The 15,533-nt window shown below is 66.7% G+C and carries 12 protein-coding genes; 1 reads left to right on the top strand and 11 read right to left on the bottom strand.

What is annotated here, in order from left to right; genetic code table 11:
• Positions 1-151: 151 nt before the first annotated feature.
• The 8 genes from KME82_RS04660 to KME82_RS04625 all read right to left on the bottom strand — a co-directional run bounded on the left by KME82_RS04660 (position 152) and on the right by KME82_RS04625 (position 10,739).
• Complete coding sequence (locus tag KME82_RS04660; RefSeq protein ID WP_036108738.1) at positions 152-394, bottom strand: type B 50S ribosomal protein L31; 243 nt, start codon at positions 392-394, stop codon at positions 152-154.
• A 354-nt stretch (positions 395-748) separates the two neighbouring features.
• Positions 749-1,690: a nucleoside hydrolase gene (locus KME82_RS04655; protein ID WP_215497484.1), complete on the bottom strand. Its 942-nt coding sequence runs from the start codon at positions 1,688-1,690 to the stop codon at positions 749-751.
• Positions 1,687-2,334 carry a DUF4166 domain-containing protein gene (locus KME82_RS04650; RefSeq protein ID WP_215497483.1) on the bottom strand — a complete coding sequence of 216 codons (648 nt, stop codon included), beginning with the start codon at positions 2,332-2,334 and terminating at the stop codon, positions 1,687-1,689. The genes KME82_RS04655 and KME82_RS04650 overlap by 4 nt, the downstream gene beginning before the upstream one ends.
• 128 nt (positions 2,335-2,462) lie before the next feature.
• The gene (locus KME82_RS04645; RefSeq protein WP_215497482.1) at positions 2,463-3,242 is read right to left on the bottom strand and encodes a hypothetical protein; all 780 of its coding nucleotides are present in this window, start codon (positions 3,240-3,242) and stop codon (positions 2,463-2,465) included.
• Positions 3,243-3,380: 138 nt separating this feature from the next.
• Positions 3,381-5,501 (bottom strand): ATP-dependent DNA helicase RecG, encoded by a 2,121-nt coding sequence (gene recG, locus KME82_RS04640; RefSeq protein ID WP_215497481.1) that lies wholly within the window; start codon positions 5,499-5,501, stop codon positions 3,381-3,383.
• Positions 5,502-5,601: 100 nt separating this feature from the next.
• The gene (locus KME82_RS04635; RefSeq protein ID WP_215497480.1) at positions 5,602-8,043 is read right to left on the bottom strand and encodes a TonB-dependent receptor; all 2,442 of its coding nucleotides are present in this window, start codon (positions 8,041-8,043) and stop codon (positions 5,602-5,604) included.
• A 254-nt stretch (positions 8,044-8,297) separates the two neighbouring features.
• The gene (locus tag KME82_RS04630) at positions 8,298-9,488 is read right to left on the bottom strand and encodes an SO2930 family diheme c-type cytochrome (protein ID WP_252255625.1); all 1,191 of its coding nucleotides are present in this window, start codon (positions 9,486-9,488) and stop codon (positions 8,298-8,300) included.
• Between the two features lie 18 nt (positions 9,489-9,506).
• A complete protein-coding gene (locus tag KME82_RS04625; RefSeq protein WP_215497479.1) occupies positions 9,507-10,739 on the bottom strand; it encodes a parallel beta-helix domain-containing protein in 1,233 nt (410 codons plus the stop codon).
• Positions 10,740-10,920: 181 nt separating this feature from the next.
• Between KME82_RS04625 and KME82_RS04620 the strand changes: the two genes are divergently transcribed.
• Complete coding sequence (locus KME82_RS04620; protein WP_215497478.1) at positions 10,921-11,982, top strand: AraC family transcriptional regulator; 1,062 nt, start codon at positions 10,921-10,923, stop codon at positions 11,980-11,982.
• A gap of 198 nt (positions 11,983-12,180) precedes the next feature.
• Here KME82_RS04620 and KME82_RS04615 read toward each other — a convergent pair whose 3' ends face one another.
• From KME82_RS04615 to KME82_RS27020, 3 genes are all read right to left on the bottom strand, one after another.
• Positions 12,181-12,564, bottom strand: coding sequence for a RidA family protein (locus KME82_RS04615; protein WP_215497477.1), 384 nt, complete (start codon positions 12,562-12,564; stop codon positions 12,181-12,183).
• Between the two features lie 172 nt (positions 12,565-12,736).
• Positions 12,737-14,917, bottom strand: a complete 2,181-nt coding sequence (locus KME82_RS04610; protein ID WP_215497476.1) for a RelA/SpoT family protein — start codon at positions 14,915-14,917, stop codon at positions 12,737-12,739.
• 120 nt (positions 14,918-15,037) lie between these two features.
• On the bottom strand, positions 15,038-15,484 hold the full coding sequence (locus KME82_RS27020; RefSeq protein WP_430538827.1) for a DUF6053 domain-containing protein: 447 nt from the start codon (positions 15,482-15,484) through the stop codon (positions 15,038-15,040).
• Between the last annotated feature and the right edge of the window lie 49 nt (positions 15,485-15,533).

Below are 15,533 nucleotides of genomic sequence, written 5' to 3'. Positions count from 1 at the left end.
GTCTACGATCCGGATGACGCCTCGTACGTGCGAGCGCATACCGCAGCCTGTGTTTGCCGGGCCCCGTTCGTTTGCGCAAACGCAAACGGCCGCCCTTGCGGGCAGCCGTTGTGCGTACAGCGATGTCGCGCCCGGATTGCTCCGGCAGGAATTACTTCTGCGCGTAACGCTTACGGAACTTGTCGACGCGACCGCTGGTGTCCATGATCTTGTGCTTGCCCGTGTAGAACGGGTGCGAAGCCGACGAGATATCGACCTTGATCAACGGATACTCGGTGCCATCGATCTTGATCGTTTCTTTGCTCGACAGGGTCGAACGGGTCACGATCTGGAAATCGGTGGTGACGTCCTGAAAGACGACACTGCGGTATTCGGGATGGATGCCTGCCTTCATGGCACTCAACCTTAGTATGTGCGGGAAAGTCGGGCAGTATAGCGGCCACCTGGCGGGTGGCGCAAGTCTGGCGGGCGCGAAAAAGTGAAAACTGCCCAGGGGCCGTCCGGCCTTGGTTTGCCGGGGGCCTGGGAGCCGATGCTTTGGGGCCGGAGCCGGCGCGTCAGGGCGATTCAGGGAATTCCGAGCTTGCCTTGGGGCCACGGCGGGAACGCGACTAAACGCTTAGCCGCGTTGCGGGTCGCTTCGGCACCTTGCGCGGGTGTCCGAGTGCCTACGCAGGGCGCCGCGTATCGAAGGTGCCTTAGCGACTTGCGAGGGTCGCTTCGGCACCTTGCGCCGGCATCCGACTGCCTACGCAGGGGACGCGGCTAGAGCGTCCTGGATCAGGCGTTCGAATCGCTGTTGATCGTACTTCATCAAAATAGCCACCCGATCCTCGCGCCCTTCCTGGCGACGCCAATCGACGATGGTCGCGCCGCGGCTGTGAGTGCCTTCCAGTTCGATCGACAGCGGCCGCGCCTGCACGTCGCGCGCGCCTTCGGGTTCCAGCGCGAACGCCATCGCCAGCGCATCGGCGGCATGCCAATGATCGCCGCGGCGATCGATCGACCACAGCCGGGTCTTCTCGGAAATGCGTTCGTAGAACTGGCCGCGGGTCGAACCGGCCTTGAGCCACTCGACCACGCGATCGTGATGCAGGCCGTGTGCGACCACCGCTTCCCAATCGGCCAGGTCGATGTGCTCGAACGCTTCGAACACGATGTGCGCGGCTTCCGGGTCGAAGTAGATGTTGAACTCCGCGGCCGGGGTGATGTTGCCCTGGCAGGTCACCGCGCCGCCCATCACCACCAGGCGCGCGACGCGCTGCGGCAGGGTCGGGTCGAGCTTGAGCGCGAGCGCGACGTTGGTCAGCGGGCCGAGCGCGACCAGCAGCAATTTGCCGGCGTGTTCGTGCGACAGGCGCAGGATCGCCAATGCCGCATGCTCGGCTTCCACCTGGCGTGTTGCAGGCTCGTAGCCGACATCGCCGAAACCGTCCTGACCGTGCACATAACCCGCATCGGGCGAAGGATGCAGCAGCGGCGCGGCGGTGCCGGCGAACACCGGCACGTCGACGCCGGCGACTTCGCACAGCTTCAGCGCGTTGGCGACGGTGTGCTTCAAGCCGACGTTGCCGGCGGCGATGGTCAGGCCGACCACTTCATGGCGTGCATCGTTGAACGCCATCAGCAGGGCCAGCGCGTCGTCCACGCCGGGGTCGGTGTCGATAAGCAAAGGAATACGATCAGTCATGGAATCACTCGTTCTGCGGAACTGTGCGCAGCGGCGATCGCTGCGCCGGCCGGATCGGCCGAGGAGGCCGTAACGGCCGGGATGGCGTGCAGCGCGCCTTCGTAGCGCAGCAGTTCGCCGAAGAAAAACAGCGAGAAGGCGACGGCGAAACGGTAGCGTTCGCCCTCGCCGCCCGGTTCGATGCGCTTGTAGGCATCGGTACGCGGAAACAGGAACAGCGGCAGGCGCAGACCGCGGATATCGACGCCGCGCAAACGCCAGCGCCAACCGCCGCCGTCGAGATCCACGCCGAGCCGCATGCGCGCCGGGCCGGTGGATTCCAGCCAATAGCCGTCGGGATAGCGGCCGACCGGCCGGAAAATCGAGATCAGTTCGCTGCCGTCGTCGAAGCGGCGGCGCCATTGCATCTGCTGTGCATCGTGGACGATGTCGACCCGGAATCCGCGTCGGGCGCGATCGATCGGGATACCGAGTTTGCGCGCCAGGCGCCGGCCGATCGCACCGGCCAGGCCGGTGCCGGTGGACACGGCGATCTGACCGCCCAGGGCGCCGCCGTCACGGTGCAGCGCTTGCAGCAAGGGATGCAGCCGCGCGAAATCCGGGCCGAACCATTGCATCGCCGCGTTATGAGGAACTCCCGGCATCCGGGGCACAACCTCCAGCTGGCGGCACACTATGCCCCAGTCGACGGCGCTTGGCGACCGGGCCACGGACCGCAGGGACAAGCCATCGCGGGCGCCGCCACGCCGGCGCCGCCCGCGGCCCGGTCCGGTTACAACTGCAGGCTGCGCGAAGGCACCTGCGCCGACGCCGGCGCGACATGGCCCTGCGCCGCCGCGGGCGGGCGCGCGGCGCCGGTCCAGCGCCGTTGCGCGGTCCCGTTCGCACGCGCCTGGGTGTCGCTTTCCAGCTTGGCCAGGATGTCGCTGGCCTCCCAGATGAAATTTTCCTGGAACCAGAATTCGTCGACCGCGCGCGGCCACTGCCACGGGTCGTCGAGCGGCGGGAAATAACCGGCCAGGGTGATGGTCTCGCCGCTGATCAAATACACGATCAGGTCCACGCCGCTGCGTTCGAGCTCGACCTCATTCGGGTGGATGCCGAGCTTGAGATTGAGGGTGACGAAGAACTGCGCTTCGTGATCGAAGCTGTGGATCACATCGTGGCCGTCGCCGAGGCCGAAATAGTAAGCATCGTTGCCGGTGTCGCCGTACAGCGTGTCGTTGCCGGTGCCGCCGATCAGGATGTCGTCGCCGTCGCCGGCATACAGGGTGTCGTTGCCCGCCCCGCCCTGCAGGTTGTCGTTGCCGTCGAGCCCGTACAAGGTGTCGTCGCCGGAACCGCCGGTGAGCGCGTCGTCGCCGGAGGTGCCGGTCAACACCACGCCGCTGAACTGGACCGGCCAAAGCCGGGGCAAGGCCGATCGCTCGCCCAGCGTCGCATCGCGCCAGCGGAACTGGGAAATGTCGCGAACCTCGGCGGCCACCGGTCGCATCGCGGCGCTGCCGTAGTGCGCAATGTCGTAGTGCGGAATATCGAATGCTGCGGGCATGAGCGACTCCTGTCGTTGATGCGCGGAATCACGCTCCGCGCGGGCGCTGTGCGGCATGTGCATCGCCGCCCGAGCATTGCACCACACGCCTGTGGCAATGGGTGCGACCGGCCCGTCGCGATGCGCTCAATACGCGGCTTACGCCGAGGCGTACCTCACCGCCCCGCCCACCCAGCGCGAAACGATGCGCTCGGCCAGTTCCGGCGAGGTCTTGAGCAAGTCCTCGCCGAGATCCTGCACCAGCGGCAGCAGGTCGGCGTCGCGAGCGAGATCGGCGACGCGGAAGCCGGCCAGGCCGGTCTGGCGGGTGCCGAGCAGTTCGCCGGGGCCGCGCAATTCCAGGTCTTTTTCGGCGATGACGAAACCGTCGACGGTCTGGCGCATGGTTTCCAGGCGCTGCCGCGCCAGCCCCGACAGCGGCGAGCGGTACAGCAATACGCAACTCGATGCGGCGCTGCCGCGCCCCACCCGGCCGCGCAGCTGATGCAACTGGGCCAGGCCCAGGCGCTCGGCGTTCTCGATGATCATCAACGAGGCGTTGGGCACGTCGACGCCGACCTCGATCACCGTGGTGGCGACAAGCAGATCGAGTTCGCCGTCCTTGAACGCGCGCATCGTTTCCTGCTTTTCCTTCGGCTTCATGCGCCCATGCACCAGGCCCACGCGCAGCGGCGCGAGCTGCACCGACAACTCCTCGAACGTGGTCTGCGCGGCCTGCGCGATCACCTCGTCGGAATCGTCGATCAAGGTGCAGACCCAATACGCCTGCCGACCTTCGGCGCAGGCGCTGCGGATGCGTTGCACGAGTTCCGGCCGGCGTTCCTCGCTGAGCGCGACGGTCTGCACCGGGGTGCGGCCGGGCGGCAGTTCGTCGATCGCCGACACATCGAGATCGGCGTACGCGGTCATCGCCAGAGTGCGCGGGATCGGCGTGGCGGTCATCACCAGTTGATGCGGCACGATCGCGTCCTTGCCGACCGCGCCGCCGGCGCCCTTGTCCCTCAGCGCCAGCCGTTGATGCACGCCGAACCGATGCTGCTCGTCGACGATCGCCAGCGCCAGGTCGGCGAAGGCCACGCCTTCCTGCATCAGCGCATGCGTACCGACCACCATCTGCGCCTCGCCGCTGGCGACCTGTTCGAGCACCGCCCTGCGCGCGCGGCCGGTGACCTTGCCGGCCAGCCAGGCCACGCGCACGCCCAGCGGCTCCAGCCACCGACGCAGGTTGTTGAGATGCTGCTCGGCCAGCAGCTCGGTCGGCGCCATCAGCGCGGCCTGACGGCCGTGCTGCACCGCGATCATCGCCGCGAGCGCGGCCACCACGGTCTTGCCGCTGCCGACATCGCCCTGGACCAGACGCAGCATCGGCGAAGGCTTGGCCAGGTCGACGCGGATCTCGTCGAACACCCGCTTCTGCGCGCCGGTCAGCTTGAACGGCAAGGATTTGCGCAGGCGTTCGGCCAGCGGCATCTGCTTGAGCGGACGCGCCTTGTGCGCCTGCTGGCTGATGCGCTGGCGGCGCAGGCTCAGGTGATGGGCGAGCAATTCTTCCAGCGCGAGCCGCCGCTGCGCCGGATGGCGGCCGGCGATCAGCGCGGCGACATCGGCATCGACCGCGGGCCGATGCACGGTCAGCAGGGCTTCGCGCAGGGTCGGCAAGTGCAGGCGTTCGCGCAGTTCTTGCGGGATCAGTTCCAGCGAGCCGTCGTCGGGCAGCCGATCGAGCGCGTAACCGATCAAGCGCCGCAATGTGGCCGGGCCGATGCCTTCGATCGCCGGGTACACCGGATCGAGCTGTTCGCCCAGCGCGACCTCGTCGTCGCTGTCGTCGAACACGCGGTAGCTGGGATGGACGATCTCCAGGCCGTGCTGGCCCGGCTTGGGCGTGCCGTACAGGCGCACGCGCGCGCCGACCTGAAACTGCGCGACCTGGGCCGCGCGAAAATGAAAGAACCGCAGCACGACCGTGGCGCGCGAATCGTCGCCGATCGCGACGCGCAGCATTGGCTTGTAGCGAAACCCGCGCTCGACCCCTTCGACCCGGCCCTCAATCTGGGCCGCGACCCCGGGCTGCAACAACCGGATCGGGGTGATCTGGGTGCGGTCTTCGTACTGCCGCGGCAGTTGCAGCCAGAAATCCTGCAGCGTGGTCAAACCGCGCGCGGCGAGTTTCTCGGCCACGCGCGGCCCGACCCCGGGCATGCGGGGCATCGGCTGCGTGTGGAGATCGACGGAGGGCCCGTCCTTACGGCTTGGCATGGCATAAGGATAAGGGCGGGAATCGGGAATGGGGAATCGAGAATCGAATCCCGTTCGCCGCACTTCCGATTCCCGATTCCCCATTCCCGATTCCCGGCCCTCAATACTTCGCGCTGAACTCCACCCCGAACGTACGCGGCTCGCTGACCCGCGCGCCGACCGTGCCGAGCACGTTCTTGCCGTAAGTGCCCAGCGAGTTGATGTACTGGTTGTCGAACAGGTTGTTGCCGTACGCAGCCACGCCCCAGCGGCCCTGCGGCGAGGTCCAGCCGATGCGCAGGTCGGTGCGGTTCTGCGCCTCGCCCAGGTCCAGCGCCGGGCTCACCCCGCAGCGGTTCTGCGCCTGCGACTCGGCGCTGCAACGCACCTTGCCGCGATACGAGTGACGCAGCGAGAAACGCAGGTCGCCGTGATCGGCCAGGTTCACCACGTAATACGCGCCGCCGGCGGCCGACCAGTACGGCAGCCCGGTCGGGTCGCCGCTGGCGTCGATGCCGTCGGAGGTGACGTAGTTCTTGTAGGTCGAATCGATGAAGCTGGCGTTGAAGTCCAGGCCGAAGTTATCGGTCGCCTGCCAGCGCATGTCGAAATCCAGGCCGTAGGCTTCCAGATCGGAGGTGTCGACCACGAAACGCGGGATGCTGGTGCTGCTGTCGAGCCGCACCGCCTGGCGGTTGTCGTAGACGTAGTAGAACGCCGAGGCGTTGAGCTGCAGGCGTTGATCCGGGAACGACTTCTTGATGCCGGTCTCGAAGTTCCACACGTCCTCGTTCTCGAAGCTGCTGCCGATCTGCAAGGAATTGAAACCGCCCGCCTTGTAGCCCTTGGCCAGGGACGCGAACACCATGGTGTCGTCGTTGATGTGGTAGTCGGCGACGAAGCGCGGGCTGAAGTCGCTCCACGAGCGCTTGTCGCGGTTGGTCAGGCCCTTGTTGAGCATCGCCGGCGGATCGATGAAGGCGATGTCGAACACGAAGAAGTCGCGCGGGATGCCGGCCAGATCGAAGAAGCCCAGGCCTTCGAGTTGATCCAGCGCCGCATCCAGGCCCGGCGCGTAGCGCGGATCGTTATGCCAGCTGAAGTTCTTCTCGTCGCGAGTGTAGCGCAGGCCGACGGTCAGGTTGAGCTTGTCGGTGGCGTGCCAGATCACGTCGCCGAACACCGCGTAGGCCTTGGTGTCGAGGGTGTTGCGGAAGGTCTCGTTCCAGCGGTGGCCGAGCAGGTGGATCGGGATGCCCAGGGCATCGAGCTGCTGGTCGACGTAGCCGAACAAATAGCCGTTGGGCGTCGGCGCCAGTCCCAGGTTATGCACGATGGTGTCGACCGAATCGGTCAAGGCATTGACCTCGCTGGTCTGCCGCGCGTTTTCCTTGAAGTAGCTCGCGCCGGCGATCCAGTCCAGCTTGTCGGTGCTGCCGCTGAACTTGAATTCCTGGTAGTAGCTGCGATTGCTTTCGGTGTTGGTCGAATCGACGTACAGATACTTGCGATTGGTGCCGTCTTCCTCGACCCGGTTGACCGAGTCGTAGTCGCGCCACGAGGTGGTGGAAGTGAAGCCGCCCCAGTCGAAACCATGGTCGACGATCAGGGTCACGCCGTCGAAACGCCGCGACTCCTCGTTGCCTTCGGCGTCGCTCATCGTGGGAATCTTGCGCGGGTCGAGATAGGCCGACTCGTCCACCGGCAGCGGCGCCAGTCCCGGCGCCGGCGGCAACGCGATGATGCCGGTGGTGGCCTGGCCGAGCTGATCGAGGCTTTCGTGATCCCAACTGATCAAGGCGCTGGTGCGCTCGCCGAAGCGGGTCTTGAACGCGGCGCGCGTGGCCCAGTTGTTTTCCGGATTGAGATCGCGGCCGGTCGCGGCGTCCTGGATCCAGCCGTCGGCGTGATTGACCAGCGCGTTGAAACGGAACGCCGAATCCTCGCCGGTCGGCAGGTTGAGCATGCCTTCGAGGTACTGCTTGCCGTAGTTGCCGATGCGCAGCTTGGTCTTGACTTGCGTCGCGCTGGCGTCGGGCTTGCGGGTGATGATCGAGATCGCGCCGGCCGCGGTGTTGCGGCCGAACAAGGTGCCCTGCGGGCCCTTGAGCACTTCGATGCGCTCCACGTCGGTGAACGGCAACAGCACGCCGCCGCCGCGACCGGCGTACACGCCGTCGACGTAGACGCCGACCGCGGGATCGGTGCCGATGCCGAAATCGTCGGTGCTGATGCCGCGCAGTTCGAACCCGGGCTGGGTCGGCTGCTGGCTGTCGACCACCAGCCCCGGCACGAAACTGTCGAGGTCGCCCAGATCCTGCGCGGCGACATCGTCGATCAGCTGGTCGGTCACCACCTGCAGCGCGATCGGCACGTCCTGCAGTTCCTGCTCGCGGCTCTGCGCGGTGACGGTGATCTTGTCCAGTTCTTTCGGTGCCGAGGCCTGGTTCGGCGCGGCGGTCTGGGCGAAGGCGGCCGGCGCGGCCAGTACGAGTCCGCCGCCGCACAATGCGGCGATGGCGGTGGCGGTCGCGGTGACCAAACGGTGTTTACGCAGCGACATCTCAAGCTCCCCTCTCGTTGTCGTTAGTTCGAACGCCGGCATTGCCGCGTTCTTATGGTCTGTGTTCCTTCAGACGGCTGTGCGAATCCAATCGTGTTGCGAATGTGCGAGGTCTTTTGTGGGAGGGGCTTGAGCCCCGATGCTTTTCGATCGGCTCACCCGGATTTTCATGCGATCGGATCGGAAAGCATCGGGGCTCAAGCCCCTCCCACAAAAAACCTCGCGGCGCTCCGCCGACCCCAAGGATTCAACGATCAACCGCACGTCCCCTGTTGCGCGGCGATCCAATCGCGGATCAGTTGTACTCCTTCTGCGTGGACCACGCTGCGGCCCAGTTCCGGCATCATCACCGACGGATCGTCGCTGACCATGCGGTAGGTCAGGATCGACTCGTCGGGCTTGCCCGGCACGATATCGTGCCGACGGTCGCCGGTACCCTTGCCGGCGGCGATCGGCAGTTTGCAACGGCCCAGTCGCAGCGGCTCCTGGGTCGCCGCGTCGAGCCACAGCCCCGAGGTGTTGCCCGGCCCGGTCGGACTGTGGCAGTGGCCGCAATTGATGTCGAGATAGGCCCGCGCGCGCGCGTCCAGCGGCGCGTTCGGATCGCGCCAGTTGGCGTCGCGCGGCGCGCTCGCCGGCTCCGGCGCGCCGTGCAGATAACCCACCTTCGTCCAGCGCGCGAGCTGATTGGCGACGCCATCGTCGTAAGCGAAATCGCGATTGAGATGGCGCGCGCGCGGCCCGAGCGGATGCAGCGCCTTGCTCTTCATGTCGGTGCCGTGGCAACCGGCGCATTGGTTCTGGTCGGGCACGGTGTACTGCGCTTGTTCGCTGCTGCCGTCGCTTGCGACCAGTTGCAGCGAGACCAGTTCGCCGCCGCGCATCAACTTCGCCTGGGTCTGCTCGGCGTTCCACACGTACGGCAGGGCGACCCAGCCGTCCTGACGCCGTACCAGCAAGCGGGTTTCGATCAGGCGCACCTTGCTCAGCAGCAGGCCGCCGCCGGCCAGGTCCGGGCCGTCGTCGGCGCTGCGCATCACCGCGTCGCCTTCGCCGCGCGGGTAGTAGAAGGTCTTGCTGAAGATGGTGCCGACCGGGAAATCGAATTCGCGCTGCGCATCGAACTGCGCGGCCTGGCCCTTCGGCATCCACACCGTGCGCAACTTGTGTGCGTAGTCGGAGAACAGCGCGGTATTGAGATCGTAGGGGACCACGTCGCGATTCAGACGCAGCCGTCCGTCGGCGACGCGCAGCACGTTCCACTGCGCCAGATCGGCCGGCTGGCCATCGGCGAAGAAATGCACCGCCGGCCACGGCGAATCGGCCGCGACGTTGACCGCTTGCGACGGCGCTTGCGGCGCGACGTCCGCACTGGGTTTCCCGCATCCCGCAACCAGCAACGACATCACCACGGCGAACGCGTAACGCATTGAAGTACGACCCATCGAAATACGGCGCATCGATCAACCGCGCTTGAGGTCGATCGCCGGCAACTTCGGCAGTTCGCATTCGTAGGGCTTGGTGTCCTGGCTCGGGTTCTTGTAGCTGCCGGGGCCGTCGGCGTTGACCACGCCGGACACGTCGCGGATGCAGATCTGCGGGCCTTCCTTGCGCTGCTTGTTGGCGTAGCCGTCCCACAGCACGTCGGGGAAGTGCCCGCTCAGGCCGTAGATCGCGGTCTTGAGCGCTTTGAGGTCCAGACCATCGGGCGAATCGCCGCCGCCGGACAGACGATTGCCGTAGATCGAGATGCGCTCGGGATACGGATCGAAATCCTTGGCCGCCTTGTCGTCCTTGTAGCCGGTGGAATAGACGCTGGAAACGATGATGTTGGTGGTGGCGTTGTCGCTGATGTCGTTGTCGAAGATTTCCACGTCGTCGTTGGAATTCACCACCATGCCGCTGCCGGCCGGCACGCTCGACACCGGCGTGCCCTTGGCGCCGAAGTTGGCGGTGTTGTTCTTGAACACCTTGTTCTTGAACACCCGGATCGCGCCGCCCTGCTGCGACAGCGCCGGCATGTTGAACACCAGGATGCCGCCGGTGTTGTTGGTGGCGACGTTGTCGTACACGTCGGCGTTGACGGTGTTTTCGATCTCGATGCCGGCGACGTTGAACTCGGCGCGGCTGTTGCGCACGATCACGTCGCGCGACTGGCCGACGTAGATGCCGGCGTCGGACGCGCCGATCGCGACCGAATTCTCGATCAGCACATTGCGGGTCTTGACCGGGTACAGGCCGTAGGCGCCGTTCTTGGTGCTCGGCCCGCCGGTCCATTCCACCCGCACGTTGCGGATGGTGATGTGCTCGCCTTCGTTGACCTTCAGGCCGTCGCCCTTGCTGTCCTCGATCGCGATGTTTTCCAGGGTGAAGCGGCTGGCGTTGACCAGCAGGCCCTCGGCGCCGGCCTTCTGGCCCTTGAAGCTGAGCACCGACTTGTCCGGCCCGGCGCCGCGGATGGTCACCCCGTCCACGCGCAGGGTCAGGCTGCGGTCGAAGGTGTAGCGGCCGGCCGGCACCTCGATCACGTCGCCGTCCTTGGCGTCGAGCAGGCGGGTGCGGAAGGTGTCGGCGAAGCTCGCATCCCCGGCGGCGACCTGCGCGGTCGGCGTGTGCTGGGCTTGTTCGGGGCCGCAGGCGGCGGTCAGCGCGGCCACGGCCAGGGCGAGGACGGACGCGCGAATGGGCTGGTTCATGGTGATCCCCGTGATCGTTGGCGACCGGGGCGGGTTCGCGCCGATGGCGAGAACGGACCCCGTGACGGCTAAGCGTCGAGTCTCCGCCGCCGGTGTGAGCGCGCGTGAGGGCGAATGCGGCACACTAAGGGGGCATTCGCGGTCAAGTTCACGGCCTACCCGCGATCAACAGTGAGAGGCGATGCGTCAGTCATCCGATCAGGACAAGGCCCGGGCCGATATCGCACTGATGTCGCCGAACCTGTTGTGGGGTCTGCTGGAGACCGCGGACCGGATCGGCGCGCCCAGCGACGACTGGTTCGCCGGCACCGGCCTGAGCCGCGCTCAGGTCAGCGACCCTGGCGTGCGCCTGCCCGACCGGCCGACCGCGGTGGTGGTCGAGCGCGCCTTGAAGGTGCTGCCGCCGACCATCGGTCTGGACCTCGGCCGCGACCAGCACGTCGGCAATTTCGGCCTGCTCGGGCTGGCGATGACGACCGCGGCGACGTTCGGCGAAGCGCTGCAGATCGGCCTGCGCTTCACGCCGGTGGTCGGCAGCCTGATGCGTTTCGTCGAAAGCGCCTCGGAAAGCGGCACCCTGGCGCTGGCCGGGCAGATGACCCTGGCCTATCCGAGCATCCATCGTTTCGTCACCGAGGAATTCTTCAGCAGCTGCCTCGCGCTCGCGCGCGGCCTGGTCGGCACTACCTTGCGGCCGCTGCGGATCGAATTCAGTTATCCGGCGCCGGCGTATCGCGAGCATTACGACGACGTGTTCGACTGCCCGGTCGCATTCGAACAACCGCAGGACCGGCTGGTGCTGGACGCGAACTGGCTGGCGGTGCCGTTGCCGACCCACAACCCGATCGCCTCGCGCCAAGTGCTGGCCTTGTGCGAGGCACAGATGCCCGACACCGCGGTGCCCGGCGAAGTCACCGCCGCGGTCGAGCGCCTGCTGCGCGCGCAACTGCCGCAGGACCCGAAGCTGGCCGGCATCGCCGCGCAATTGCACGTCAGCGAACGCACCCTGCGGCGTCAGTTGACCGGCGAAGGCACCAGCTTCCACGACATCCACGACCGCCTGCGCATCGACCGCGCCTATGCCCTGCTGCGCGAGCGCAACCTGACCATCGCCAGCGTCGGCGCGGCGATCGGCTACAAGGACCCGCGCGATTTCCGCCGCGCGTTCAAGCGCCTGACCGGACAGACGCCGCGCGCGCTGCGCGAGCATCTGCTGGCCGAGATGGCCGGCGAGCGCAGGTAGCTCGTGTGGGAGCCGCTTCGCTTATGTGGGAGGAGCTTGAGCCCCGACGCTTTTCGCTCAAATCGCCTGAAACTTCGCCGCGATCGGAGCGAAAAGCGTCGGGGCTCAAGCCCCTCCCACAATAGGAAGCCACTCCCACAGTAGATTGCGAACCCTATGCGGCGCAGTGCGAAACCTACGCCGCGAGCGCGGATGGACTCAGCGCAACACCATGATCGCATCGACTTCGAACGCGACCCCGCGCGGCAACGCCGACACTTCGACGGTCGAACGCGCCGGGTACGGCGGGTTGAAGTACTCGCCCATCACCGCATTGACCTTGCCGAAGCTGCTCAGGTCGGTGAGGTACAGGCCCAGCCGCGCGATATCGGCCAGCGAACCGCCGGCGGCTTCGCACACCGCCTGCAGATTGCTGAACGCGCGGTGCGCCTGCGCTTCGATATCGCCTTCGATCACCAACCCGCTGGACGGATCGAGCGGAATCTGGCCGGACAGATACACGGTGTCGCCGACGCGCACGGCTTGCGAGTACGGGCCGATCGCGGCCGGGGCTTGGTCGGTCTGGATGATTTCGCGGGACATTTTGAGGCCGGGAATGGGGAATGGAGAATTGGGAATCGTAAGGGCAAAAGCGGGGTCGCGGGGCCTGGATCACGAACTGGGCTTCGCCGTACGTTGATCAAAGTCGCGTAGCCGCAGACGCCGCGACCGCGCTCTTACGATTCCCGACTCCCGACTCCCAATTCCCGGCCCCTCACATCCGCTGCACGCCCAACACCACCGCCAACCGGCGCACGCGACGCATCACGTCGGCCAGATGCTTGCGGTCGTGCACTTCGATCGCGAAACGCATGATCGCGATGTTGGAATCGCGCTCGAGGTATTCGACCCGGTCGATGTTGGATTCGGCCTCGGCGATCGCGGCGGCGACCTGGGCCAGCGAGCCGGGACGGTTGTCGACCTCGATCCGCAGCGCGGCGGCGAAGTCGCCCGAGACCTGACGGTCCCAGCCGATCGCGACCCAGCGGTCGGGCGATTTGCAGTACTCGGCGACGTTCGGGCAATCCAGGCGATGCACCACGATGCCCTTGCCGGCGGTGTGGTAGCCCATGATGTCGTCACCCGGCAACGGCAGGCAACAATTGGCGAAGCTGATCACGCCGCGCTCGGCGCCGGTGATCAGGATCTTGTCCTCGGGCAGGCGCGGGCGGTCGATCGAGCGCCCGCGGGTCTTGCCCGGCGCTTCGCGCGCGAGCGCCAGCGCGACCTGGTTGGGCATGCGGTTGCCGAGCGCGATGTCGGCCAGCAACGCTTCCAGCCGCGGATAGCGGTTTTCCGCCAGGTATGCGTCGAGCCGCTGCGCCGGGGTGCGGTCGAGCGAGGTCTCCAGCACTTCCAGCGCGCGGTCGAGCATGCGATGGCCGAGCTGCACCGCGTCCTCGTGTTCGAGCTGCTTGAGTTGCTGCCGGATCGACGTGCGCGCCTTGCCCGAGACCACGAACTCCAGCCACTGCGGCTTGGGCGTGGACGACTTGGCGGTGATGATCTCGACCCGCTGGCCGCTGGCGAGCTTGGTCCGCAGCGGCACCAGCTTGCCGTCGACGCGCGCGGCGACCGCGCGGTTGCCGACGTCGGTATGCACCGCGTAGGCGAAGTCGAGCGCGGTGGAGTTGCGCGGCAACGACAGGATGTCGCCCTTCGGCGTGAACAGGTAGACCTCGTCCGGGAACAGGTCGACCTTGACGTTTTCGAGGAACTCCAGCGACGAACCGGTCGAACGTTGCGACTCGACCAGGCTGGCGATCCAGCTGTGCGCGCGCGACTGCGCGCTGTTGGGGCCTTCGCCGCCGTGCTTGTACGACCAGTGCGCGGCGATGCCGCGTTCGGCGATCAGGTCCATGTCCTCGGTGCGGATCTGCACCTCGACCGGCGAACCGTAGGGACCGAACAACACCGTGTGCAGCGATTGGTAACCGTTGGCCTTCGGGATCGCGATGAAATCGCGGAAACGCGAATCCAGCGGCTTGTACGCCGAATGGGCGACGCCGAGCGCGTGGTAACAGTCCGGCACGCTCTTGACCACGATGCGGAAACCGAACACGTCCATGACCTGGGTGAAGCTCTTATGCTCGTGATGCATCTTGGTGTAGATGCTCCACGGCGATTTCACCCGGCTGATCAGGCGGTGTTGAAGCTTCTCCTTCGCCAGGCGCTGAGCCAGGTGCGCTTCGATCTGCACCAGCGACTCGCGCCGCACCACCGGCTGGGTGCGGATGCGTTTTTCCACCACCGCGTGACGCCACGGATGCAGCGCGCGGAAACCCAGGTCCTGCAGCTCGGCCTTGATCAGGTTCATGCCCAGGCGCTGGGCGATCGGCGCGTAGATCTCCAGCGTCTCGCGCGCGATGCGTTCGCGCGCTTCGGCGCTCTGCGCGCCGAGCGTGCGCATGTTGTGCAGGCGGTCGGCGAGCTTGATCAGGATCACCCGCAGGTCGCGCGCCATCGCCAGCAGCATCTTGCGGAAACTTTCCGCGGCCGCTTCCTGGCGATCGCGGAACTGCAGCTTGTCGAGCTTGGTGACGCCGTCGACCAGTTCGGCCACGGTCGGACCGAACTCGGTCGCCAGGCATTCGCGGGTCAGCGGGGTGTCTTCGATGGTGTCGTGCAGGATCGCCGCGACCAGGGTCTCGACGTCCAGGCCCTGCTCGGCCAGCACCTTGGCCACCGCGACCGGATGGGTGATGTAGGGCTCGCCGGACTTGCGGGTCTGGCCGGCATGCGCGGCGGCGCCGACCGCCCAGGCGCGGCGCAGCTGATGGCGCTGCGTCTCGGGCAGGTAGTGCGCGGCGAGCTCGAGCTCGCGCACGTAGTCCGGCAGCTCCGTGTCGTCGGCAGCGGCAGGATAGGTTTTCAGCGCGGGCTCGGCAGGGGTCATAACGGAAATTTACGCGGGCGGGAGCGCATGGCGCAACGCATTACGTACTTTGAATGTGGCGACGGCGCGATTCTGCGCAAGCACACGGTCACGGCTTGCGCAGTTGGGAGGCGGTTTGGTTCAGGCTGGGGATGGGCGTCGGGCTAGTTTGGGCACCGGGGACGGCCGATTGCTCGACTTCCCTGCCTGCTCCTGCCCGGCGTTCGAGGCGGTGACTCGAAGCGGGTGGCTTGAACGCCGTTGCCTGAGGGCGGCGAGTTTAAGGCCGCAGCCCGGAGGCTGCGCGGAGACGGCTGCTGTATGCAGGCGGCAGCTCGGAGGGTGCAGTTCGGAGCACCGCTCGGAGCAAGCAGCTTGGAGGCTGCTGTTCGGAGCACTGTTCGGAGCAGGCAGCGCGGCGGCGGCGATCTGGGGCGTTAGCGAGGAGACGGCTGCGCGACGACTTGGAAGCGATAGCCCGAAGTCTTTTGTGGGAGGGGCTTCAGCCCCGACGCTTTTCGCTCCGATCGCGGCGAAGCGTTCCGGCGACCTGAGCGAAAAGCGTCGGGGCTGAAGCCCCTCCCACACCCCCCACAAAAGCCACCTCCTGAAGACAGCCGCACCCAGAAGCAGCCGC

Source organism: Lysobacter capsici (assembly GCF_018732085.1).
Taxonomy (GTDB): Bacteria; Pseudomonadota; Gammaproteobacteria; order Xanthomonadales; family Xanthomonadaceae; genus Lysobacter; species Lysobacter capsici_A.
This window is presented reverse-complemented; position numbering and strand designations above follow the sequence as displayed.